Source organism: Mesoflavibacter sp. SCSIO 43206 (genome assembly GCF_019904215.1).
In the GTDB taxonomy this organism is placed as follows: domain Bacteria; phylum Bacteroidota; class Bacteroidia; order Flavobacteriales; family Flavobacteriaceae; genus Mesoflavibacter; species Mesoflavibacter zeaxanthinifaciens.
The window spans coordinates 1,901,687-1,924,343 of sequence record NZ_CP063201.1; the positions used below are offsets into that span (position 1 = coordinate 1,901,687).

General features: G+C 33.2%; 16 protein-coding genes, 1 tRNA gene and 1 pseudogene. 9 read left to right on the plus strand and 9 right to left on the minus strand.

Going from position 1 to position 22,657, the window contains the following annotated elements:
* Positions 1–21: 21 nt before the first annotated feature.
* The gene (locus tag INR78_RS08795; RefSeq protein WP_223076211.1) at positions 22–7,140 is read left to right on the plus strand and encodes a T9SS type B sorting domain-containing protein; all 7,119 of its coding nucleotides are present in this window, start codon (positions 22–24) and stop codon (positions 7,138–7,140) included.
* A 105-nt stretch (positions 7,141–7,245) separates the two neighbouring features.
* On the opposite strand, the pseudogene INR78_RS08800 reads toward INR78_RS08795, so the two are convergent.
* The 3 genes and pseudogenes from INR78_RS08800 to INR78_RS08810 form a co-directional block, all read right to left on the minus strand.
* Positions 7,246–7,380: pseudogene (locus INR78_RS08800) on the minus strand (dodecin family protein); the annotation flags it as partial.
* A gap of 62 nt (positions 7,381–7,442) precedes the next feature.
* Entirely contained in the window at positions 7,443–8,963 is a 1,521-nt protein-coding gene (locus tag INR78_RS08805) for an OmpP1/FadL family transporter (RefSeq protein ID WP_223076212.1), read from the minus strand.
* Positions 8,964–9,033: 70 nt separating this feature from the next.
* A complete protein-coding gene (locus INR78_RS08810; RefSeq protein WP_223076213.1) occupies positions 9,034–10,026 on the minus strand; it encodes a hypothetical protein in 993 nt (330 codons plus the stop codon).
* Between the two features lie 100 nt (positions 10,027–10,126).
* On the opposite strand from INR78_RS08810, the gene proS reads away from it, so the two are divergent.
* The 3 genes from proS (at position 10,127) to rpsT (ending at position 12,114) form a co-directional block, all read left to right on the plus strand.
* Positions 10,127–11,605, plus strand: coding sequence for a proline--tRNA ligase (gene proS, locus INR78_RS08815; protein ID WP_223076214.1), 1,479 nt, complete (start codon positions 10,127–10,129; stop codon positions 11,603–11,605).
* Positions 11,606–11,765: 160 nt separating this feature from the next.
* Positions 11,766–11,837 (plus strand) — tRNA-Glu (locus INR78_RS08820).
* Positions 11,838–11,862: 25 nt separating this feature from the next.
* A complete protein-coding gene (rpsT, locus tag INR78_RS08825) occupies positions 11,863–12,114 on the plus strand; it encodes a 30S ribosomal protein S20 (protein WP_223076215.1) in 252 nt (83 codons plus the stop codon).
* 157 nt (positions 12,115–12,271) lie between these two features.
* Here the strand turns inward: rpsT and rho are convergent, their stop codons facing one another.
* Complete coding sequence (rho, locus tag INR78_RS08830) at positions 12,272–13,921, minus strand: transcription termination factor Rho (RefSeq protein ID WP_223076216.1); 1,650 nt, start codon at positions 13,919–13,921, stop codon at positions 12,272–12,274.
* Between the two features lie 201 nt (positions 13,922–14,122).
* Here rho and INR78_RS08835 point away from each other — a divergent pair, with 201 nt between their 5' ends.
* On the plus strand, positions 14,123–14,536 hold the full coding sequence (locus INR78_RS08835) for a DUF4293 domain-containing protein (RefSeq protein ID WP_027880709.1): 414 nt from the start codon (positions 14,123–14,125) through the stop codon (positions 14,534–14,536).
* A gap of 60 nt (positions 14,537–14,596) precedes the next feature.
* Here INR78_RS08835 and INR78_RS08840 read toward each other — a convergent pair whose 3' ends face one another.
* On the minus strand, positions 14,597–15,091 hold the full coding sequence (locus tag INR78_RS08840; RefSeq protein WP_223076217.1) for a metallophosphoesterase: 495 nt from the start codon (positions 15,089–15,091) through the stop codon (positions 14,597–14,599).
* A gap of 97 nt (positions 15,092–15,188) precedes the next feature.
* On the opposite strand from INR78_RS08840, the gene truA reads away from it, so the two are divergent.
* Complete coding sequence (gene truA / locus INR78_RS08845; protein WP_223076218.1) at positions 15,189–15,938, plus strand: tRNA pseudouridine(38-40) synthase TruA; 750 nt, start codon at positions 15,189–15,191, stop codon at positions 15,936–15,938.
* On the plus strand, positions 15,931–17,697 hold the full coding sequence (locus tag INR78_RS08850; RefSeq protein WP_223076219.1) for an ABC transporter ATP-binding protein: 1,767 nt from the start codon (positions 15,931–15,933) through the stop codon (positions 17,695–17,697). The genes truA and INR78_RS08850 overlap by 8 nt, the downstream gene beginning before the upstream one ends.
* On the opposite strand, the gene INR78_RS08855 is transcribed toward INR78_RS08850, so the two are convergent.
* The 4 genes from INR78_RS08855 to folP are packed head-to-tail and all read right to left on the minus strand — an operon-like array spanning position 17,698 to position 20,588.
* Positions 17,698–18,282, minus strand: a complete 585-nt coding sequence (locus INR78_RS08855) for an RDD family protein (RefSeq protein WP_223076220.1) — start codon at positions 18,280–18,282, stop codon at positions 17,698–17,700.
* 10 nt (positions 18,283–18,292) lie between these two features.
* The gene (cdaA, locus tag INR78_RS08860; protein WP_223076221.1) at positions 18,293–19,078 is read right to left on the minus strand and encodes a diadenylate cyclase CdaA; all 786 of its coding nucleotides are present in this window, start codon (positions 19,076–19,078) and stop codon (positions 18,293–18,295) included.
* 36 nt (positions 19,079–19,114) lie between these two features.
* The gene (locus INR78_RS08865) at positions 19,115–19,771 is read right to left on the minus strand and encodes a hypothetical protein (RefSeq protein ID WP_223076222.1); all 657 of its coding nucleotides are present in this window, start codon (positions 19,769–19,771) and stop codon (positions 19,115–19,117) included.
* Positions 19,764–20,588, minus strand: a complete 825-nt coding sequence (gene folP / locus INR78_RS08870; protein ID WP_223076223.1) for a dihydropteroate synthase — start codon at positions 20,586–20,588, stop codon at positions 19,764–19,766. The genes INR78_RS08865 and folP overlap by 8 nt, the downstream gene beginning before the upstream one ends.
* Before the next feature lie 115 nt (positions 20,589–20,703).
* Here folP and INR78_RS08875 point away from each other — a divergent pair, with 115 nt between their 5' ends.
* Complete coding sequence (locus INR78_RS08875; protein ID WP_223076224.1) at positions 20,704–21,243, plus strand: DUF1599 domain-containing protein; 540 nt, start codon at positions 20,704–20,706, stop codon at positions 21,241–21,243.
* 75 nt (positions 21,244–21,318) lie between these two features.
* Positions 21,319–22,650, plus strand: coding sequence for a BT_3928 family protein (locus tag INR78_RS08880; RefSeq protein WP_223076225.1), 1,332 nt, complete (start codon positions 21,319–21,321; stop codon positions 22,648–22,650).
* The last annotated feature ends 7 nt before the right edge of the window (positions 22,651–22,657 follow it).

A 22,657-nucleotide genomic window follows, 5' to 3' on the forward strand; every position in this document is an offset into this window, starting at 1 on the left:
TTACTTTCAAACTACTACAAAATGAAAAAGTTTTTACTTACTATAGCTCTATTACTAAATGTTTTCTTTGTGTTTTCTCAAGACATAATTATGCAAACCACAACTGTAAGTCAATGTGGAGGCGTATTTTATGATTCTGGAGGAAGTGCAGGTAACTATGCTAATGATGAAAGTTTTATATTAACTATATGTCCTGATACTGCTGGTCAACAGGTACAATTAGACTTTGTTGCCTTTAGTACCCAAATGGGTTCTGATGAAATGACTATTTATGACGGAGATAGTACAGCAGCAAATGCTTTTGGAACATTCTCTGGAGGAGGAGCAGCAGCAAACCCAGGTTTTGTTTCTGCTACACCAAACAATCCAACAGGATGTCTTACTATCGAATTCACATCAGATGCTTCTGCTAATACAACTGGTTGGGAAGCAAATGTATCTTGTTATGAACCATGTCAAACTATTGTTTCGCAATTAGATTCATCTTCACCAGCTCCAAATGGAGATGGATATATAAGAGTTTGTACAGGAGACCCTATAACATTAAATGGAAGTGCTAATTTTTCTGTTGATGGAACAGGAGCTACTTACGAATGGGATTTAGGAGACGGAAATACAGTATCTGGTCAAACAGCAACTTTTTCTTACCCTAATCCAGGTGTGTACATTGTAAATTTAAATGTTACAGATACAAATACAGATCCGGACCCATCAGGTTGTAGTAACACTAATTTAATAAATCAAGTTATACAAGTAAGTACAGAGCCTGACTTTACAGGTACTGCTGCATCTGCTTCAACAGCATGTTTTGGAGAACAGGTAACCTTAACAGGAGTAGCAAATCAAGTAGAATTTATTAATGATTGTACTCCGCCAGTAAGTGGTACTACATTTTTACCTGATGGTTCTGGTGCCACATACCAAACATGTGTAACAGTTGATTGTTACGAATCTTCATTAACATTAACGGATGTAAATCAAATTGTTGCAATTTGTGTTAATATGGAGCATTCTTATATGGGAGATTTAGATATTAATATTATAAGTCCAAATGGTCAAACCGCAGTACTTAAAGGTTATCCAGGAGGTAATGGTACATACCTAGGAGGAGCAAATGACGATGGAACTAATACACCAGGTACAGGTGCAGATTACTGTTTCTCTAGTACAGGGACAGTAACTATAGAAAATGGACCAACAATTACTGCTGGTTCTAATCCTCCAAATAATTCTATTACACCAGGAACTTATCTTCCTGAAGGAAATCTATCTGACTTATTAGGAAGTCCTTTAAACGGTGATTGGTGTATAGAGATTATTGATAACCTATCAATTGATAATGGTTACATTTTTTCATGGAGTATAGAGTTTGATCCTACATTACAACCTCCAGAATATTCTTTTACACCAGTAACAACATCAGAAGCTTGGGATTCAGACCCTTCTATTGTTAGTACTTCAGGAAACGATATTACTGTTCAGCCTTCTACGTCAGGTCAACATTGTTATACTTACAGAGTTTTAAATGATTTTGGATGTGAATATACAGAGACAGTTTGTATTGATGTTTATCCAGAAGTAGATAATGGAGAACCAGATGATTTGTTTATGTGTAATCCAGGAGCACCACCTTATATTTTTGATTTAACAGAAAATGATACTCCGATATTAGCACCATCAGCAATCCCTTCAGATTTAGTTATAACTTATCATGAAAGTCAAGCAGACGCAGATGCTGATACTAATCCAATACCAACACCAGATACTTACACGACAACAGCTACTTTAGGTAATCCTCAAACTATTTATGTTAGAGTAGAGTATTTAAATACAGGTTGTTATGAGTCTGAAACATTTACTTTAAATATTACAGCTCAACCTACAATCAACCCAGCGTCAGATATGGTAGTTTGTGATGATCCGAGTAATGATGGTGTAGAGCCATTTGATTTAGAGAGTCAGACGCCATTTATATTAGGGACACAGCCAGCTTCCGATTATGTAGTTACATATCATAATAGTTTTGCAGAAGCAGATTCAGACACAAACGCATTAACGAGTCCTTATGTCGGCGGACCAAACGAGCCAATCTATGTAAGAATAGAGGCAGCGGGAGATGCGACGTGTTATAGTGCAACCGCAATGCCATTATTCAATTTAATAGTAAATGCTAATGACGATTCAAGTTTTACAGTCACACCAACGTGTGATGGGGCAGTAATGAGTAATGTCGTAACACCAGGCGGAACCTTTGCATTAACAACCACAGGAGCAACGATAGATTCAGCGACAGGAACAGTAACAGGAGCCGCATCTGGATCCACTCATACCGTAACCTATACAACAACAGGTACATGTCCAACGACAACTACGGTTAACTTTACAGTATTAACAACAGATGATCCAAGTTTCACGATGCAACCAACGTGTGATGGAGCTGTAGTAGATAGTTCAGTATTATCAGGCGGAACCTATGCTTTTAATCCATTACCAGGCGATGGAGCAACGATAGATTCAGGCACAGGAACGATTACAAACGGTACATCAGGAGCAACCTATACAGTAGAACATACTACAAGTGGAGTATGTCCAGCATCGACAACAGTAGATGTAACAGTATATCCATTAGAAGATCCAAGTTTTACGGCAACAGCGACTTGTGATGGTGCAACAGTAGCAATAACAGGAGATACAGGCGGAACGTTTGCCTTAAACCCAGATCCAGGCGCACCAGTAACAATAGACGCAGCAACCGGAGAAGTAACAGGCGGCGATTACGGTACAACATATACGATAGAATATACCACATCAGGACCATGTCCAGAAGTAAGCACGCAAACTGTTACAACGTTAACAGAAGATGATCCAAGTTTTACAATGATACCAAATTGTGATGGAGGAACTGTAGATACAGTAGCGATGCCAGGCGGGACGTATACGTTTAACCCAGCAGCACCAGCAGGCGATACTGTACAAATCAACCCATCAACAGGAGAAGTAACGATGGCAACTCCAGGAACAAGTTATACGGTAGAGTACACTACAGCAACCCAATGTCCAGCAACAAGCACATTTGTATTAAATGTATTACCAGCAGACGATTCAAGCTTTACGTTAGACCCAACTTGTGACGGAGCAATAGCCACAATCACAGGTATGACAGGCGGAACCTTTACATTAACAAGTACAGGCGCAACGATAGATCCTGCAACAGGAGAGGTAACAGGAGCATTACCAGGATCAACACATACTGTAGAGTATACGACTAACGGAGCATGTCCAACAACAACAACACAAAATGTAACTGTACATCCAGAGGTTATAGCAATAGATCCAACACCATTAGAAGTATGTGACGATAACATACCAGACGGTATCACACAAATTGATTTAACATTAAAAGATACCGAAGTTACAGGTGGTATAGCGAGTTATGTAGCAAGTTATTACTTAACATTACCAGAAGCAGAAACAGCTACAAACCCACTACCAATCCCATATACAAATTTAGCTAATGGTCAAATAGTTTATGTAAGAGTAGAAGATGCAAATACAGGATGTTATGATACTACTACGTTAGAGTTACAAGTAGAACAAGCACCAACCGCATTTACACCAACAGCGTTAGAGTTTTGTGATCCAGACAGTGATGGTTTTGGAGAATTTATGTTAACCGATGCAGACACGCAAGTAACAGGCGGCGCAGCAGGATTAGTGGTTACGTATCATGAAACGATGAGTGATGCAGAGAATAATGTAAATGCCTTATCAAGTCCATACGATAACATTGTTTTTGAGACACAGACTATTTATGTAAGAGTAGAGAGTCAAACCATAGTAACAGACTGCGCAAGTTATGTCGAGTTACAGTTAATAGTAAATGAAACACCACAAATAGAATTAACACCAGCTGAATTAGAAGAATGTGATGATGATACCGATGGATTAGCTGCATTTGATTTAACACAAGCAAATGACGAGCTATTAAACCTATTAGACTCAGATACAAGTAATGATATAGACCCATCAGAGGTAACCATTACTTACTATCAGTCAGAAACAGATGCAGAAGCACCGTCAAATGCAATAGGCACACCATCTAACTACACCAATGTTACACCGGATATGGAAACAATATGGGTGCGAGTAGAATATAATGCTACAGGATGTTATACAGTGACTGATTTAGACTTAATAGTTAATCCGTTACCAGTATTAGTACAACCAGATCCATTAAATTTATGTGATTACAATAATCCAGGAGATGAGCAAGAAGTATTTACATTAGAAGATGCTAATGCACAAATCCTAAATGGGCAAACCGGTATTACGTTAACATACTATGATACACAAGCAGGAGCAAATACAGCAGATGCAACCGCACAGATTTTTAGTCCATATACAAACGGACCAAACCCACAGACTGTATATGTAAGAGCAGAAGATGATGTTACCGGATGTGTAAGTACAATTACTTTAGATTTAAGAGTAAACCCATTACCATCACCAGCAACACCATCGCCATTAGTAGCTTGTGATGATGATAATGATGGTTTTTATACCGAATTTGATTTAGACAGTCAAACAACCACCATTATTAACGGAGAGCCAGACATTAGCATTAGTTATTATGAAACCTTAACCAATGCACAAAACGCAACAGATCCAATACCAAGCACATTGCCTTACGAGAATATAGATCCAGACGTTCAAACTATTTATGTAAGAGCAGAGAATGATATCACTGGATGTTATACGATAGTAACAATGGATTTAATAGTAGAGGAGTCACCAGTTATCCCAACAGATTTAGAAGATTATGTTATATGTGATGATGACGATGATGGGTTTAATCAATTTGATTTTAACACAGTAATGACGCCACAAATATTAGGGACGCAAAACCCAGCAGATTATGTGTTAACCTATCACGTGACGCAAGCCCAAGCAGAAACTGGAGCAAATCCAATAGTAAATACAGGTAACTATACCAATCAGAGTAACCCACAAACTATTTATATACGCTTAGAAAGTAATATAAATGGATGTGTAAGTTTAGGAGAATTTGAAATTAGAGTAGAGTTTCCACCAGTCATAGTACAGCCAACCGCATTATCAATATGTGATGAGTTAGATGCTAATTACTATGAGAACAATGATCAGTATGCTGTATTTGATTTAACAGTAAAGAATGATGAAATTACAGGCGGCGTGGGAAGTTGGACAGTGACGTATTACGAAACACTAGCAGATGCACAAGCAGACACCAACGCAATACCAGATCCAACGATGTATCAAAATACAGATCCAGGCGCACAAACAGTACATGTAAGAGTAACGGATAATGATACAGGATGCTTCTCATTAACAACATTAACTATACGCGTATTACCAAATCCAACACCAACACCAGATCCAACAGATTTAGAGTTGTGTGATGATGTAAACATAGTAGGACCAAATGATATGATAGAAGCGTTTGATTTAACGACATACGAAGTTGCTATCATAAATGGAGAAGCAGGTGTAACAGCAAGTTACTACACAAGTTTAGACGATGCATTAGCAGGAAGTAATGCAATAGCAGACGCAACAATGCACACAAACGAAGATCCAGATAATCCAGGAACAGCTATCAATCCTCAAACGATCTATGTAAGAGTAACAAATGGAGATGACGAAACAGGATTAAACGGAACAGGCTGCTTTACAATAGTAGATTTTGATATAACAGTAAACCCATTACCAGTAGTAAGTCCAATCGAGGATTATATTATTTGTGAATTAAACACAGATGAAGTAGCAGGTTTTGACTTAGAAAGTAAAACAACCGAGATACTAAACGGTCAAGATGCAACAGTGTTTACAGTAACATATCATGATACACAAGCCGATGCCGATGCCGGAATAAATGCTTTAGTAAGTCCGTATAACAATACAAGTAATCCTCAAGTTATATATGTAAATATTACAGATACAACAACAGGATGTGATGTCACTACAATGTTTAATATAGAGGTAAATGAGGCAGCGCAAGCAAATCAATCAATGCCAACGTATTATGAATGTGATGATAATATAGAATTTGATGGTAACCCAGCAAATGACAGTGTACAGTTTGATTTATCAAGTCAAGACGCCGCAGTGTTAATGGGTCAAGATCCAGCAAACTATATAACAAGTTACTATGAGACTTTAGCAGATGCCGAAGCAGCTACAAACCCATTACCGTTGCTGTATGAAAACATCTCAAACCCACAAGTGATCTATGTACGCGTAGATAATGATACCATGGTAGATGATGGAACTGGTACAATGGTAGATAGTTCGGTATGTTACGAAATAGCAACAATTACATTAGAAGTAAATCCACTGCCAGTAGTAGATTTAGAAGATAACTACTTATTATGTGTAAATACAAACGGAACCGAAGTTATCAATCCATTAGAGATTGAGACAGGATTAAGTACATCAGACTACACGTTTGAGTGGACCTTAAACGGTACTGTAGTAGGAACCGGAAGTAGTATCATGCCAACACAAGGCGGAAGTTATACAGTAACTATAGAAGATAACCTAACAGGTTGTATAAGTACAGATACAACTCTAGTAGAAGAAAGCGCACCACCAAGTATAGAAGCAGATGTAATTACACCAGCATTTGCAGACGTGCATAGTATACAAGTTACCGCAATTGGAACAGGTATCTCAACATATGAGTTCCAGTTAGATGGCGGACCATGGTATAATAACGAGCCAAATGACAATACATACATATTTAATGATGTAAGTGGAGGAGAGCATACAATAACAGTAAGAGATATTAATGGATGTGGCGAGTCAAGCACAACTGTGATGGTTATGGATTACCCACATTTCTTTACACCAAACGGAGATACATATAACGAAACATGGCAGATATACGGAATTAGTGATCAGCCAGATGCAGTAATATACATCTTTGATAGATATGGTAAGCTGTTAAAGCAATTAAACCCAACAGGACCAGGATGGGACGGAACCTATAACGGTAACCCATTACCAACAAGTGATTATTGGTTTACAGTAGAATATAGAGAACCAGGAGATACAAGTGATACCAAGAAGCAATTTAGAGCACACTTTACTCTAAAGCGCTAGGAAAACTCCTAATAAAAACAAACCAATACAAATAGAAAAAAAAGCCTGAACACTATGTTCAGGCTTTTTAGTATAAGGTGTTTTATAAATAAAAACTAAAAGCGGTTACTCAACTTCAAAAGTAATTTTAAGGTTAACTCTAAACTCAGTTACTTCACCACTTTTAACAATAGCGCTTTGGTCTTGTGCATACACAGAACGTATATTTTTTACACTTTTTGATGCGTGTTTTACTGCTTTTAAGATGTAAAAAAAAGCTTGAGTATCTACTCAAGCTTTCATATTTATGTTTTATTAGAGAGTTAAAGCTTAAAACTTAAAGAAAGTGTTATGTTAGAGTTTGTTCTATCAATATTTGCTGCATTGGTAAAACCAATATCAAAAAATTGTTCCTGTCTTTCTTGAGAAGAATTACTATAAGCCAAATCTAATACAGTGTTTCCAAAGTCGTAGCCTAACCCAAATGAATAACCGGTTAAATCGCCAATAATTTCGTCGTTTTTATAAGGACTTTCTTCAAAGCGGTAACCACCTCTTAAACTAAACTGCTTTATTTTGTATTCTCCACCAATTCTGTAGGTGTTTGTTCTAGTTAGTAAATTAGACATAATATTGTTTTGTGCACTATAATAAGCATCAGAAGTTGGTTTAAACTTTGTGTTACTAAAGTCTTTAGTAGAATAATCAAAACTAATAAGACCTTTTTGTCCAAACACATATGCTATACTAGAAGAAAATCTTGAAGGTGTTTGTAATTTATAGCTAGGGAATATGTTAACTATATTAGGATTTACTATTTGGTAGAAATCTCCATTTGTTTCATCAATTACGAAAGTCTCTAAATATTGTGTGGTCTCTTCTTCAATAGTCATCCATGTAGGTGAATCGTAAGTAAACCCTATTCGTAACTCTGGTGTCACTTTGTATATAGTTCCTAATTGAAACGAAAAACCAGTACCGTTAGTGGCTAATGTGTTATCAAATAAAACTTCATCAACTAAAGTGTTTGTGTTATTATTTGTTTCATAATAACTAGTGTATCTTTCATAGTTTAAAAAATGAGAATTTAAGTTTAAACCAATATATAAATCATCTGTGTATTGTGCTGCAGCATTAAAAGTTACTTTTCCGTTATATCCTGTTGCAGAGTAATTATAAGCTTGATTGAAGTCTCCTGCAGCGATATTAGAAAAGTATACTGTATTATTATCATCAAAGGTTTCAGGTTCTAGTATGTAAGAGTCATAACCTAAAAAAGCTTGTTGATTTTGATAGCCATACAAACTACCAATTTCTGAATAAGCTTGAGAAGTAGATTCTCCTTCTAAAGCAGAAATTTCACCTAAGGGTAAACCTTGTGCATTAGCTAAAAAGTATTGGTCAACAGAGTTTTGACTTACTCCAGAAGCTCTCCAATTATCATCATAATGTTTTGAATTTTCAAAATTTATTCCAACTGAAAATTTCTTCCAAGGTGAATCTTGTCGATTATTTCTAAAAACAAATACGGCTCCACCTTGAGTAAAATCAAAATTAGATTCAGATGATGTGTTGTTTACATTAAAATAATTTGTTTCATTATCAATGTTTTGATTTTCTAAAGTAAATGTGGCATGACTGCTTGTAAAAACAGCAGAACCTGCTGGATTTATACTTATAGCGCTTAAATCTCCTCCTAGTGCACCAAATGCACCGCTTAGAGCTCTAAATCTAGCAGTTCCTTTTAAATCATCATTAGAGTATCTTAAAGCATCTGTAACTGTTTGCCCAAAACTAAAGGACATAACAAAGCTACTTATGGCAAGCATAATAATTTTTTTCATTTCAATTTTTTTAAGTAATTATAAATTTGAATAAATAAGGTTAAATAATAATGACTTATTTATATTCTAATCATCCACCTCTACGACCAGTAGACCTTGAAGATGTTCCTCTAGAAGAGGATCCACCACTTCTTGTTCCTCCAAAAGATCTTGTTGGAGAACTTGTACTAGGTCTTGTTGTGCTAGTCCTTGGTCTAGTAGTATTTGTTCTAGGTCTAGTAGTGCTAGTTCTAGGTCTAGTAGTGTTTGTTCTAGGTCTAGTAGTAGAATTAGTTCTTGGTCTTGTGGTAGTTGTTCTAGGTCTAGTTGTTGAGTTAGTTCTCGGTCTTGTTACAGATCTTGGTCTTACATTTGTATTACCTCTATTTATATTACTTCTACCATTTAGAATTGACGAATTTCTTAATATAGATCCTCTTCTTCCGGCATTATAAGAAATACCTCTTCTAGTGTATATACCATTGTAAGCGTATCCATTATAATAATTTCCGTAACCATATCCATAAAAGAATGGACCATATCCGTAAAAACCTCTATTCCAATAAGGATCGTAAAAACCGGCATTCCATCCCCAAGAATTCCATCCCCATGGTCTGTTCCATCTCCATGAGTTCCATCCCCAAGGTGTCATACCCCAAGAATTCCATCCCCAATTGTTCCAACCGTATCTAGCTATTTGGTTTGAATATACGTCATTGTAAACGTTAATTACAACTTGGTCATTAGAATCTCCCCAACCAGCTTTTTGGACAACAGAAGTAGTATCAGAGTATGTGCCTTCATAGGTGTCAATATCTGTAAAAATTTCGTTATTATTGTCATAAGCTTCAGCTTCTAAAGCTTTCTCTCTAAAATAGTTAGTGTAATAATCATTATTATTATTATTATTATTATTTCCTTCTTCTATAACAACTGTTTGTTGCCCATAAGCGTCAGATGTTTCATAAATACCATCATTTGTTTGTCCAACATATTGATAAGACCCACACGAGGTTAGTGCAATTGCAGCCATTATAGCTGTAAGTGCGTTTAATTTGTTAGATAAAAAAGTAAATAATTTCATAACGCTTTATTTTTAATTGTTGAACTATACAAAAATAGTTAGTTTTGCTAAACTATTCTATTATTTAACATAGACACAATATTTGTGCCAAAATACCGATATGAGTAAAAAATTGACAAGTAGAGCCGAAGATTATTCCAAATGGTATAATGAATTGGTTGTAGAAGCTAATTTAGCTGAAAATTCAGCAGTTAGAGGTTGTATGGTTATAAAACCTTACGGTTATGCAATTTGGGAAAAAATGCAAGCAGAGTTAGACAGAATGTTTAAAGAAACAGGTCATGAAAATGCATATTTTCCAATATTTGTACCAAAAAAACTTTTTGAAGCTGAAGAGAAAAATGCAGAAGGGTTTGCTAAAGAATGTGCAGTAGTTACTCATTATAGACTTCAAAACGATCCTGATAATCCAGGTAAATTAAGAGTAGATCCAGACGCAAAACTAGAAGAAGAACTTGTGGTAAGACCAACAAGTGAAGCTATAATATGGAATACATATAAAGGCTGGATACAGTCCTATAGAGATCTTCCTTTGCTAGTAAATCAATGGGCTAATGTTGTAAGGTGGGAAATGCGTACACGATTGTTCTTACGAACAGCAGAATTTTTATGGCAAGAAGGTCATACTGCACATGCAACAAAAAAAGAAGCAGTTGCAGAAGCCGAACAAATGAATAATGTTTACGCAGACTTTGCAGAAAACTTCATGGCTATACCTGTAGTGCAAGGATTAAAAACAGAAAGTGAAAGGTTTGCGGGTGCAGTAGAAACATACTGTATAGAAGCACTTATGCAAGATGGTAAAGCTTTACAAGCTGGTACATCGCACTTTTTAGGTCAAAACTTTGCTAAAGCTTTTGATGTAAAGTTTACTTCTAAAGAAGGTAAGCAAGATTACGTATGGGCAACTTCTTGGGGAGTTTCAACACGATTAATGGGAGCATTAATTATGACGCATAGTGATGATAAAGGTTTAGTTTTACCACCAAATTTAGCACCAAATCAAGTTGTAATAGTTCCTATATATAAAAATGAAGAACAGCAAGAAGCTATAACAAAGGTTGTAAATGGTATAATGAAAGACTTAAGAAGTAAAAACATTACTGTTAAGTTTGATAATCGAGATACATTAAGACCAGGAGCAAAATTTGCACAGCATGAACTTCAAGGAGTTCCTTTAAGAATTGCAATAGGAGCAAGAGACTTAGAAAACGGAACTGTAGAATTAGCAAGAAGAGATACCTTAACTAAAGAAATAGTAAACCTAAATGGTTTGACAGAAAAAGTAGAAGGTTTAATGACAGAAATACAAGAGTCTCTATTTAATAAGGCATTAGATTACAGAAATAATCATATAACTAAAGTAGATACTTTTGAAGAGTTTAAAACTATACTTAAAGAAAAAGGAGGTTTTATTTCTGCTCATTGGGATGGTACACCAGAAACAGAAGAAAAAATAAAAGAACTTACTAAAGCAACAATAAGATGTATTCCTTTAGAAGGAAAGGAAGAAGAAGGTAAATGTGTGCTTACTGGTAAGCCTTCAAACCGTAGAGTATTGTTTGCAAAAGCATACTAATTAAAAAAAAAATTTAATTTTTTTTTAATTAGTTGTTGCAATAGTCAAAAATAGTTGTATTTTTGCATCCGCAATGGAAACATTGTTAGTTGTTTTGAAATAAAAAAAGTTTTGCAAGTATTAAAAAATAATTTATATTTGCGCTCTCAAAATAACAAATGGCCCGTTCGTCTATCGGCTAGGACGCCAGGTTTTCATCCTGGTAAGAGGGGTTCGATTCCCCTACGGGCTACAATTTTTTAATAAAAAAAGAACTAATGGCAAATCATAAGTCAGCATTAAAAAGAATAAGAAGTAACGAAGCTAAACGCTTAAGAAATAGATATCAGCATAAGACAACTCGTAATGCTGTAAAAAGATTACGTGACTTAGATAACAAGAAAGAAGCTGAAGAGTTATTACCTTCTGTTGTATCTATGTTAGATAAGTTAGCTAAGAAAAACATTATTCATGCTAACAAAGCAGCTAATATTAAATCTAAATTAGCTAAGCACGTAGCTGCATTATAAGAAATTATTATTAGTTATATAATATTATTTTAACGCTTCATTTTATGAAGCGTTTTTTTGTTTTAATAATTTTCAGTTATAATATTAGCGCATTTTAAGATTATAAAAAAAGCCTTGAATAATTTCAAGGCTTTTTTTATATAACATTCTTTAAGTCTTAACCATTCATAGAGATTAAAAACTCTTCATTGTTTTTTGTTTGTTTAAATCTTTCATTGATAAATTCCATCGCTTCAACAGGATTCATGTCTGCTAGGTATTTTCTCATTACCCACATGCGTTGTACTGTATTGTCATCTAATAATAGGTCGTCACGACGTGTACTAGAAGAAGTTAAATCAATAGCAGGGAAAATACGTCTATTAGCAATTTTTCTATCTAATTGTAGTTCCATGTTTCCTGTTCCTTTAAACTCTTCAAAGATAACTTCGTCCATTTTAGAACCAGTATCTGTTAAAGCTGTAGCTATTATAGTTAAAGATCCACCATTTTCAATATTTCTAGCTGCACCAAAGAAACGCTTAGGTTTGTGTAAAGCATTTGCATCTACACCACCAGAAAGTATTTTTCCTGAAGCTGGTTGTACTGTATTGTAAGCTCTTGCTAAACGGGTAATAGAATCTAAAAGAATAACAACATCGTGTCCACATTCTACTAATCTTTTTGCTTTTTCTAAAACTATATTAGCGATTCTTACGTGTTCATGAGCTTCTTTATCAAAAGTAGAAGCAATTACTTCTCCGCGTACATTACGTTGCATGTCTGTAACTTCTTCAGGACGCTCATCGATAAGTAAGATCATTTGATATACTTCTGGATGATTAGCAGCTATTGCATTTGCTACGTCCTTTAGTAACATGGTTTTACCTGTTTTTGGTTGTGATACAATCATACCACGTTGACCTTTCCCTATAGGAGAGAATAGATCCATAATTCTAGTAGAAATTGTACTTTGCTTTTCTGCAATATTAAATTTCTCTTTTGGAAAAAGTGGTGTTAAATGTTCAAAAGATACACGATCTCTAACCACATTAGGACTTTGACCGTTTATTTTATTAATTTTTATAAGAGGAAAATACTTTTCACCTTCTTTTGGAGGACGAACATTACCTAAAACAGTGTCCCCTGTTTTTAATCCAAATAATCTAATTTGAGATTGTGATACATAAATATCATCAGGAGAAGAAAGGTAATTGTAATCAGAGCTTCTTAAAAAACCATAACCGTCCTGCATGATGTCTAAAACACCTTCACTTTCAATAATAGCATCAAACTCAAAATCTGGTTCTCTATAACGGTTACGGTTATCTTTGTTTCCGTTATTACCTTTTTGATTGTTGTTGTTATTCTTGTTGTTGTTATTTTTTTGACGATTGTTATTATTAGGTTTGCTAGCTTTATTGTCCTTTTGTTGCTTATCGTCTTTTTTGTTGTCGTTGTTATTTGACTGTTTATTTTTTTGATGATTTTGTTGGGTAGCTTTTTTAGGCTGTTCCTTCTTTTCTTTAGATTTATCAGACTCTAAATCTAATTTACTTTGGTTATCATCTTTTTTTTCTGTTGAAGTTTTCTTGTCTGCTGAAGCTTTGCTAACTCTTGTTCTTTTTTGTCTTTGAGGTTTTGGTTTATCCTCTGTGTCTTCCTTTTTTACTTCTAAGACAGCTTTTGGGTCAGCTGCTTGTTTGTCTAGTATTTGATATACTAAATCTAATTTTTTCATAGAGCGAAATTTAGGAACGCTCAATTTTTTAGCAATTTCCTGTAATTCAGGAAGCTTCATGGCTTTTAATTGTGAGATTTCAAACATTGATGTTGAATTAACTTATGTAATGTTATAATTTTTAATTGATTGTTTCTTAAAGAAAATAAGATATTTCTGAAGAATTAACGCTTTGCTATTGTGAGTGTTGCGTAACGTTAATGCAATTATACAACTTTTATTTTAATTTTTAGTTCTATAATTCTAAAAGAAACTATATTTTTGTAATCCTAAAAATTAAAAATTATTATGCTACAACGCATCCAAACTGTATATTTATTAATTGTTGCTATTATCTCTGGCGGATTAATATTTGCATTTAATCTGTGGACCACTGCAGAGGGAACAGTTGTTTATGCTAAAGACGAAGTGCTTGCTTTAGGACTTTTTGTAGGTTCAGCTATTTTAGCAATTATCTCGATTTTCAATTTTAAAAATAGAAAGTCTCAATTTATGTTGGGACGTCTAAATATGATATTAAACTTAATTTTACTAGGATTTTTCGTGTATCGAATACTTAACTCACCTGGAGAAGCTAATGGAGTTTCAGAGAAAGGTGTTGGGATCTTTCTTCCTGTCATTTCTATCGTATTTTTGGTTCTTGCCAATAGAGCCATTAAAAAGGATGAAGATCTTGTAAAATCAGTAGATAGATTACGATAAACCTATCATCTTAGTAGTATTAGTGCGAAAGAAAAACCGAAGTGAATAACTTCGGTTTTTTTATTTTCTATCGTATTGAATAACCTCTAAATTATCAATCTTACCATTATCTATTGTAAAACGTAACATAGTACGTACTTTATGAAAACCGTGGATGCCAATGGCGCCAGGATTCATATGTAACAACCCCAATTTTTTATCAGGCATAACTTTTAAAATATGAGAATGACCACATATAAATAGTTTTGGTGGGTTAGCTTTTATAGCATCTCTAACTCTAATGTTGTATCTACCAGGATAGCCACCAATATGGGTAATCCAAACGTCAACACCTTCTACAGTAAAACGATTATGTTCTGGGAATTCTGCTCGTGCTTTATCACCATCAATATTTCCCCAAACAGCACGTAAAGGTTTTAGCTTTTGTATTTGATCTGTAACACTTAAGTTACCAATATCACCAGCGTGCCAGACTTCATCTGCATTTTTTACGTGTTTTAATATAGTGTCGTCAATGTAACTATGTGTATCAGAAAGTAGCAGTATTTTTTTCATCTCTTAATTAAACTATTCTTAAAACTTCTATCATCAAGTTTTTAACTTAATGCTTTATCTTATCTTTGCATTTCAATTTGTAAAAATAAGCGATTAATTGAGATATTTCATAGAATTATCATATAACGGAAAAGCCTATCACGGTTGGCAAAATCAGCCTAATGCTATTTCTGTTCAAGAAGTTTTAGAAAATGCGTTAAGTACTTTATTGGGTGAATCCGTTGCTATTGTCGGAGCAGGACGTACCGATGCAGGTGTACATGCTAAACAAATTTTTGCGCATTTTGATACAGAACAAATTGTTGAAAAAGCGCAATTAATTTATAAATTGAATTCGTTTTTACCAAAAGACATTGCTATACACAATGTTTTTAAAGTAAAGTCTGATGCGCATGCACGTTTTGATGCTTTAAGCAGAAGTTATTTATACAGAATTTCACTTAAAAAAAATGCGTTTAACACAGAGCAAGCGTATTTTGTAAAACAGCAATTAGATGTTGAAAAGATGAAAAAAGCAGCAAAAATCTTATTGAATTATAAAGATTTTCAATGCTTTTCTAAAGTGCATACAGATGTAAAAACGTATAATTGTGATATCAAAGAAGCTGAATTTAATATTGTTGAAGACGAGCTTCATTTCACCATAAAAGCAGATCGTTTTTTGCGTAATATGGTGCGTGCCATAGTTGGTACGTTAATAAATATTGGTGTTGGTAAAATTGAAGTTACCGATATGCATCAAATTATAAAATCAAAAAATAGAGGAGAAGCAGGTTATTCTGTGCCAGCTCAAGGGTTATATTTAACAGCTGTAGAATATCCAGATTCCATTAAAATAGATGACTAAGAAAAAAGAAAACATATTTGACGTTAACTTATTTAAGCGTCTTTTTAAATATACAAAACCTTACCGTGTAGTTTTTTACGGTTTAATAGTTTCTGTATTAATTTTAGGAGCATTGAGTATTGCGACACCTTTATTAGTAAGAGAAATTGTAGATGAGCATTTAGTGAAACAAGATTATGATGGTTTTGTTAACTTGATCACTATTATGGCTTTGCTATTATTAGCAACAGTTGTTTTTCAATTGCTATTTATCTACTATTCGTCTTGGTTAGGTTTAAAAATGGTTAAAGATATTAGAGTTAAGCTGTTTGATCACATGCTTAATTTTAGAATGAAATACTTTAACAATTCTTCAGTTGGAGTTTTAATAACAAGAGCAGTTACTGATATGGAACGTATTTCGTCTGTATTTGGTGATGGTTTATTTTCAATCATAAGGGATTTATTAATTATGATTGTTGTCTCTAGCGCTATGCTTTATGTAAATTGGAAACTTGCTATCATAGTTTTTGTGATGCTTCCAATTATACTGTATGCTACAAAAGTATTTCAACGTTACATGAAACAAGCTTTTGAAGAAATTAGAAATGAAGTTTCTAATCTAAATTCCTTTGTGCAAGAACGTGTTACAGGAATGAAAATTCTGCAATTATTTACTAGAGAAGTAACCGAGTATAAAAACTTTCAAGAGATAAATACAAGACATAAAAATGCTTGGTTAAAAACCGTTTGGTATAACTCTATCTTTTTTGCAATTTTAGAGGTTTTATCGGCATTAACTGTAGGTACAGTAGTATATTTTGGTGGATTAAGAGTGATTATTGACGGTTCTGTTTCAGCAGGAGATTTGTTTATGTTCATAACCATGATACCAATGTTATTTAGACCTTTACGTCAAATAGCAGATAAGTTTAGTACACTTCAAATGGGACTTGTTGCTGCCAACAGAGTGTTTAAAATTTTAGATACCACTTCGCAAATTGATAATTCTGGAACCATCGTAGCTAAAGATTTAAAAGGAAGCATTAGCTTTAAAGATGTTCATTTTAGATATGTTGAAGACGAAGAAGTTTTAAAAGGCATTTCTTTTGGAGTTAACGCAGGTCAAACCGTTGCTATTGTTGGTGCTACTGGCGCAGGAAAAAGTACAGTAATTAACTTATTAAATCGTTTTTACGAAATTAATAACGGTGAAATTAAAATAGATAACACTAATATTAAAGACTTTACATTAAGTTCTTTAAGGCAGCAAACTGCAGTTGTGTTGCAAGATGTGTTTTTGTTTGCAGATACTATTTTAAGTAACATTACTTTAAATCATCCCGAAATTACGGAAGCACAAGTCATACAAGCTGCAAAGGATATTGGAATACACGATTTTATAATGAGTCTTCCTAACGGATATCATTATAATGTAAAAGAACGTGGTGTTATGTTATCTTCTGGGCAACGTCAGTTAATATCATTTTTACGTGCGTATGTCACTAATCCAAGTATTTTAATTTTAGATGAAGCAACATCTTCTGTAGATTCGTATTCAGAACAATTAATCCAAAATGCAACTGATAAGATTACTAAAGGTCGTACATCTATTGTTATTGCTCACCGTTTGGCTACCATACAAAAAGCAGATAATATTATTGTAATGGATAATGGTCAAATTGTAGAGCAAGGAACACATCAAGAATTACTTAAAAAGGAAAATGGTTACTATAGAAACCTTTATGAAGTTCAGTTTTTACAATCTGAAGTGGCTTAATTAAAAGTTGTTTTTAATCCATTTGTATAGAATTGAAATACAAGCAATAACTGTTATAATAATTGAAATATCTATTGTAGATTTTGAATCAATTTGATATTCTTTTGAAAAATATTCAACTACAATAGATAACAAATAAATAAATAGTGATACATTATATATAAGGTATGCTATTTTTTTAAATTCTATTTTTCTTAGTGTATTGTCTTTAATAACAAAAGTATTAGAAATACTATCATGAATAGCTCTTTCATTGTCGCTAACTCCTGAGAAAATGCTAATAAATCGAATAATGTTTCTTGTTAAAAGTTGAAATATGGAAGGTTTGTTTCCTTCAGAATTGACAACTAAAGTTAGTGTTTCAAATTTACCTGGTGTTCTTGAAAAGATGATTTCAAAGGAAAAATAATAAATAAATCTAACCACAAAATAAGTAAGAAATGCAATTTTGACATCTGAGTAAGTGAAATAAATAACAATAAGAGCTAAGAAAGATGAAATTGTAAAGTCTATTCCAAAATTTTCTGCTCTTTCATTTTCAGAAGCAAGAAATAAATTTGAAAACACCTTATTAGTAACTTTCATATTTTATTAATTAAACCAAATCTTTTTTCAAAACTTCAGCTAATTCTGAAGTATCAGAAAATGGTACAAATTCACCATCTCTAAAACAAGATATTTGTCCTGTTTCTTCACTTACTGCAATAGCTACAGCGTCTGTACGCTCGGTAACGCCAACTGCAGCACGATGACGTAGTCCAAAACGTTGTGGTATATTTTTTTCGTTATTTACAGGTAAAATAACACGTGTTGCTTTTACAATATTATCTTGTATTATAATTGCACCATCATGTAAAGGACTATTCTTAAAAAAGATACTTTCTATAATAGGTTGTGTTACTTTAATATTCATCTCGTCACCAGTATTGGCTAAAAAGTCTAGGTTGTTATTGCGTTCTAAAACAATTAATGCACCAGTTTTTGAAGCACTCATTTTATTACAAGCGGCAATAATAGCATCAATATTTGTTGTAGCGTTTTCTTCCATTTTTAAAAACTTAAGCTGACTAAAAAACTTGCGTCTGCTAGCAAAATTGGTAGAACCTATCATTAATAAAAACTTTCTAATTTCTTGCTGAAAAACCACAATTAACGCAAACATTCCTACGCTAATAAATCCACCTAAAATGTTACTTAGCATTTGCATTTGTAGTGCTTGCGTAACCTTCCATATAATGTAAATAATTACAATACCAATAAAAATATTGATAGCCACAGTACCTTTTACTAATTTGTAAACATAGTAGAGAAGTAGTGCAACTAAAATAACGTCGATAACGTCTATTAAACTAAATTTTAAAATATCATCTAATATCTCCAAAGTGAAGTCGGTTTTTGTAAATTTAATGAAATTGAATTAAAAAATATACTCGTTGTTATCAATAACTATAGTTTCAAAATTTAAGTTTTGAAGTTTATTTTTTACTGTAATGTAATCTTGAAATTTTAATTGCTTATTTAAATGAAGTGTCAAAACAGTATTTTCTTCATTTTTATTAAAATTTTTCTCAAGTTGAATAATTAAATCATCAATATCAACTTCTGAAAGTTTTACATCATTATGATGAATTGCAATATCATTTAAGCTATTAATTGTTATTATGCTGTTGTTTTTAGTATTGGTATTTTCAACATAATTTACATCTGTAAACTCAATAAATCCTAAATTTTTAATGCTTGTATCGTTGCAAGTGTAATAGTTTTTTGCAGCTTCATTTTTGTGCATTTTTGCATTTCGTTTTTTGTCTTGCAAAAATTTAATTTTTGGTATGGCTTGCTCTAAAGTCAAGCGTTTATCTACATTAAATAACCAATTGGTAGAGATGATTAAATTTTTTCTATTAAGCTCTACACTGTCTGGTTGTGTTTCGTTATAAAAAATATATGCAGGAGACACATCTAAAATTTCAGTTATTTTAGCGTGTTGTACTTCTGGTAATTGGATAACTTTTTCGTTTCCGCAAGACCATAAAAAGAGCGTGATAAATCCTATAAATCCTATTTTTTTAAGCATGTAATTGGTTATAAAGTGTTATACATTCTTTAGCTTCTTTTACATCATGTACGCGTAAAATTTTTGCGCCTTTTTGTAAAGCAATCATGTGTAAAGCAGTTGTTCCGTTTAGTGCGTTTTGAGCTGTTGTGTCTAGTGTTTTGTAAATCATAGACTTACGAGACACGCCAACTAAAAATGGTAAATCCGCAATATTTAAAAGCTCTAATTGGTTTAAAAGTTCAAAATTTTGCTGTGTTGTTTTTGCAAATCCAAAACCAGGATCCAAAATTAAATCTACTATGCCTAAAGCTCTGGCTTTGCTAATACGTTCAGAAAAATAGAAATTAATGTCTTTTGTCAAGTTATCATAATCTGTCAGCGTTTGCATGGTTTGTGGTGTGCCGCGCATATGCATCATAATGTATGGCACGCTTAGGTTTGCAACTGTTTGCAGCATTTTTTCATCTAAAAATCCTGCCGAAATATCATTAATCAAACTCGCGCCAGCTTTAATGGTTTGTTTTGCAACTTCACTTCTAAAGGTGTCAACAGAAATAATAATTTCAGGAAAATGTTTCACTAGTAACTCAACAATAGGTACAATGCGTTGCAGTTCTTCCTCTTCTGTAACAAAATCTGCATTTGGTCTAGAGCTGTAAGCGCCAATATCTATAAAAGTAGCGCCTTGATTAAGCATGGTTTCAACTTGATTTAAGATGGAATTTTCGTCTTTATAACGTCCACCATCATAAAAAGAATCTGGTGTTACGTTTAAAATCCCCATCACTTTTGGCATGCTTAAATCGATGAGTTTTCCTTTACAATTTATTGTCATTGCTATATAGTTTATAGGTGTTAGAGTAACTTATTAAAACTTTAATACCTAAACCTTGAACTTTAAATAATTTTATGCGAAATTTACGGAAATTATCAAGATAAGAACACCATTTATGCAAGATACTTCTAAACAATACGATGCGGTAATAAAAACCTGTCGTGATCTTTTTACAAAAAAAATGTCTGATTACGGAAGCGCATGGCGTATTTTAAGATTACCATCTTTAACCGATCAAATTTTTATCAAAGCGCAACGTATAAGAAGTTTACAACAAAATGACGTTAGAAAAGTAGATGAAGGTGAGCAAAGCGAATTTATAGGCATTATCAATTACTGTATTATGGCATTAATACAAATTGAAAAAGGTGTTGTAGATCAACCAGATATGGATGTAAATGAAGCTACAGAATTATACGATAAGCATGTTGCAATCACTAAAAAATTGATGGAAGACAAAAACCATGATTATGGCGAGGCTTGGAGAGATATGCGTGTAAGCAGTCTAACCGATTTAATTTTGCAAAAATTATTACGCGTTAAGCAAATTGAAGATAATGCAGGGAAAACATTAGTAAGCGAAGGTATTGATGCAAATTATCAGGATATGATAAATTATGCTGTGTTTTCTATGATACATTTAAACGAAAAATAATTTAATTCCTGCGTAAGTAGGAATCCATAATAATAGTAACTAAAATAGATTTCTGTCTAATCAGAAAAAAATAATATGAAAGTTGTAGTAGGATTTTTAAGAATTTTTGTCGGAATATTTTTTATCATTTCAGGGTTTATAAAGCTTAATGATCCAATAGGGTTTGCTTTTAAACTAGAAGAATATTTTGGGCCAACCGTTTTAGATTTACCATTTTTTACGCCTTATGCTCTAGGAATTTCTATAGTAGTTGTAGTATTTGAAGTGCTTTTAGGAGTGTTCTTAATTATTGGTTATAAAAAGAAATTTACATTATGGAGTCTATTATTAATGATAGTATTCTTCACATTTCTAACATTCTATTCAGCATACTTTGATAAAGTGAAAGATTGCGGATGTTTTGGTGACGCTATGAAAATGGACCCATGGGAAAGTTTTGGTAAAGACGTTGTGCTATTAATTATGATTCTTATCATTTTTGCAGGTCAAAAATACATCAAGCCATTCTTTAGTAAATTTATTACAACCGTAATAGCCTTATTAAGTTTTATTGCATGCTTAGGGTTTGCTTATTATGTCTTAATGCACTTACCAACAATAGATTTTAGACCATTTAAAGTAGGTAATAATATTACCGAGAAAATGACCATTCCAGAAGATGCGCCACAACCAGTTATAGAATATACTTGGACGTTTAAAGAAAACGGAGAAGAAGTAGAGTATGTAACTAATGGAAGTTATCCAGAATCTTCGGGGACTTATATTGGAGTAGAGACCAATGTGATAGAAGAAGGTTATGAAGCTCCAATTCATGATTTTTCTATCGAAAAAGATGGAGAAAATTATACCGAGGATATTTTAAATCGTCCACACGTATTACTAATTATCAATTATAATTTGGCTAAAGCCGAAACCGAAGGTCTTAAAACAATAAAAGTATTAACCGATAAAGCTATAGAAAACGGCTACGATGTTATTGGTATTACAGCAACAGGACCAGAAGAAGCAAATACATTTAAAAAAGAATATAATCTAAATTTTGATTTTTATTTCTGCGACGAAACTGCTTTAAAAACCATCGTACGTTCTAATCCAGGTATTTTAAAACTTGAAGAAGGAACTATTATCCAAAAGAAACATTGGAATGATGCTGATGAAATTGAATTGCCAAAAGTAAAGCGACCAGAACCTACCAAAAATATATCTCAGATAGGTCAAGGAGAAGTTTTATATTTAATAGAAGGAAAAGAAGCTACGTTAGAAGAAGCTGAAGCTTTAGATATGGATAAATACAAGCTTGTTCCTGTTCAAAAAGAAGGTTCTTTCGAAAAATTTTTAGATTCTGTAAACACTGTAAAAGGTAAAAAATACATTGGTGTCTCAAGTTTTGAACTAAAACAAGAATAACCTAATC

Coding starts and splice junctions, on each gene's coding strand:
- INR78_RS08835 (WP_027880709.1), top strand. CDS start 14,123: ATGCTACAACGCATCCAAACTGTATATTTATTAATTGTTGCTATTATC.
- INR78_RS08805 (WP_223076212.1), bottom strand. CDS start 8,963: ATGAAAAAAATTATTATGCTTGCCATAAGTAGCTTTGTTATGTCCTTT.
- rho (WP_223076216.1), bottom strand. CDS start 13,921: ATGTTTGAAATCTCACAATTAAAAGCCATGAAGCTTCCTGAATTACAG.
- INR78_RS08865 (WP_223076222.1), bottom strand. CDS start 19,771: ATGCTTAAAAAAATAGGATTTATAGGATTTATCACGCTCTTTTTATGG.
- INR78_RS08840 (WP_223076217.1), bottom strand. CDS start 15,091: ATGAAAAAAATACTGCTACTTTCTGATACACATAGTTACATTGACGAC.
- rpsT (WP_223076215.1), top strand. CDS start 11,863: ATGGCAAATCATAAGTCAGCATTAAAAAGAATAAGAAGTAACGAAGCT.
- folP (WP_223076223.1), bottom strand. CDS start 20,588: ATGACAATAAATTGTAAAGGAAAACTCATCGATTTAAGCATGCCAAAA.
- INR78_RS08875 (WP_223076224.1), top strand. CDS start 20,704: ATGCAAGATACTTCTAAACAATACGATGCGGTAATAAAAACCTGTCGT.
- proS (WP_223076214.1), top strand. CDS start 10,127: ATGAGTAAAAAATTGACAAGTAGAGCCGAAGATTATTCCAAATGGTAT.
- INR78_RS08810 (WP_223076213.1), bottom strand. CDS start 10,026: ATGAAATTATTTACTTTTTTATCTAACAAATTAAACGCACTTACAGCT.
- INR78_RS08795 (WP_223076211.1), top strand. CDS start 22: ATGAAAAAGTTTTTACTTACTATAGCTCTATTACTAAATGTTTTCTTT.
- INR78_RS08855 (WP_223076220.1), bottom strand. CDS start 18,282: ATGAAAGTTACTAATAAGGTGTTTTCAAATTTATTTCTTGCTTCTGAA.
- INR78_RS08880 (WP_223076225.1), top strand. CDS start 21,319: ATGAAAGTTGTAGTAGGATTTTTAAGAATTTTTGTCGGAATATTTTTT.
- INR78_RS08850 (WP_223076219.1), top strand. CDS start 15,931: ATGACTAAGAAAAAAGAAAACATATTTGACGTTAACTTATTTAAGCGT.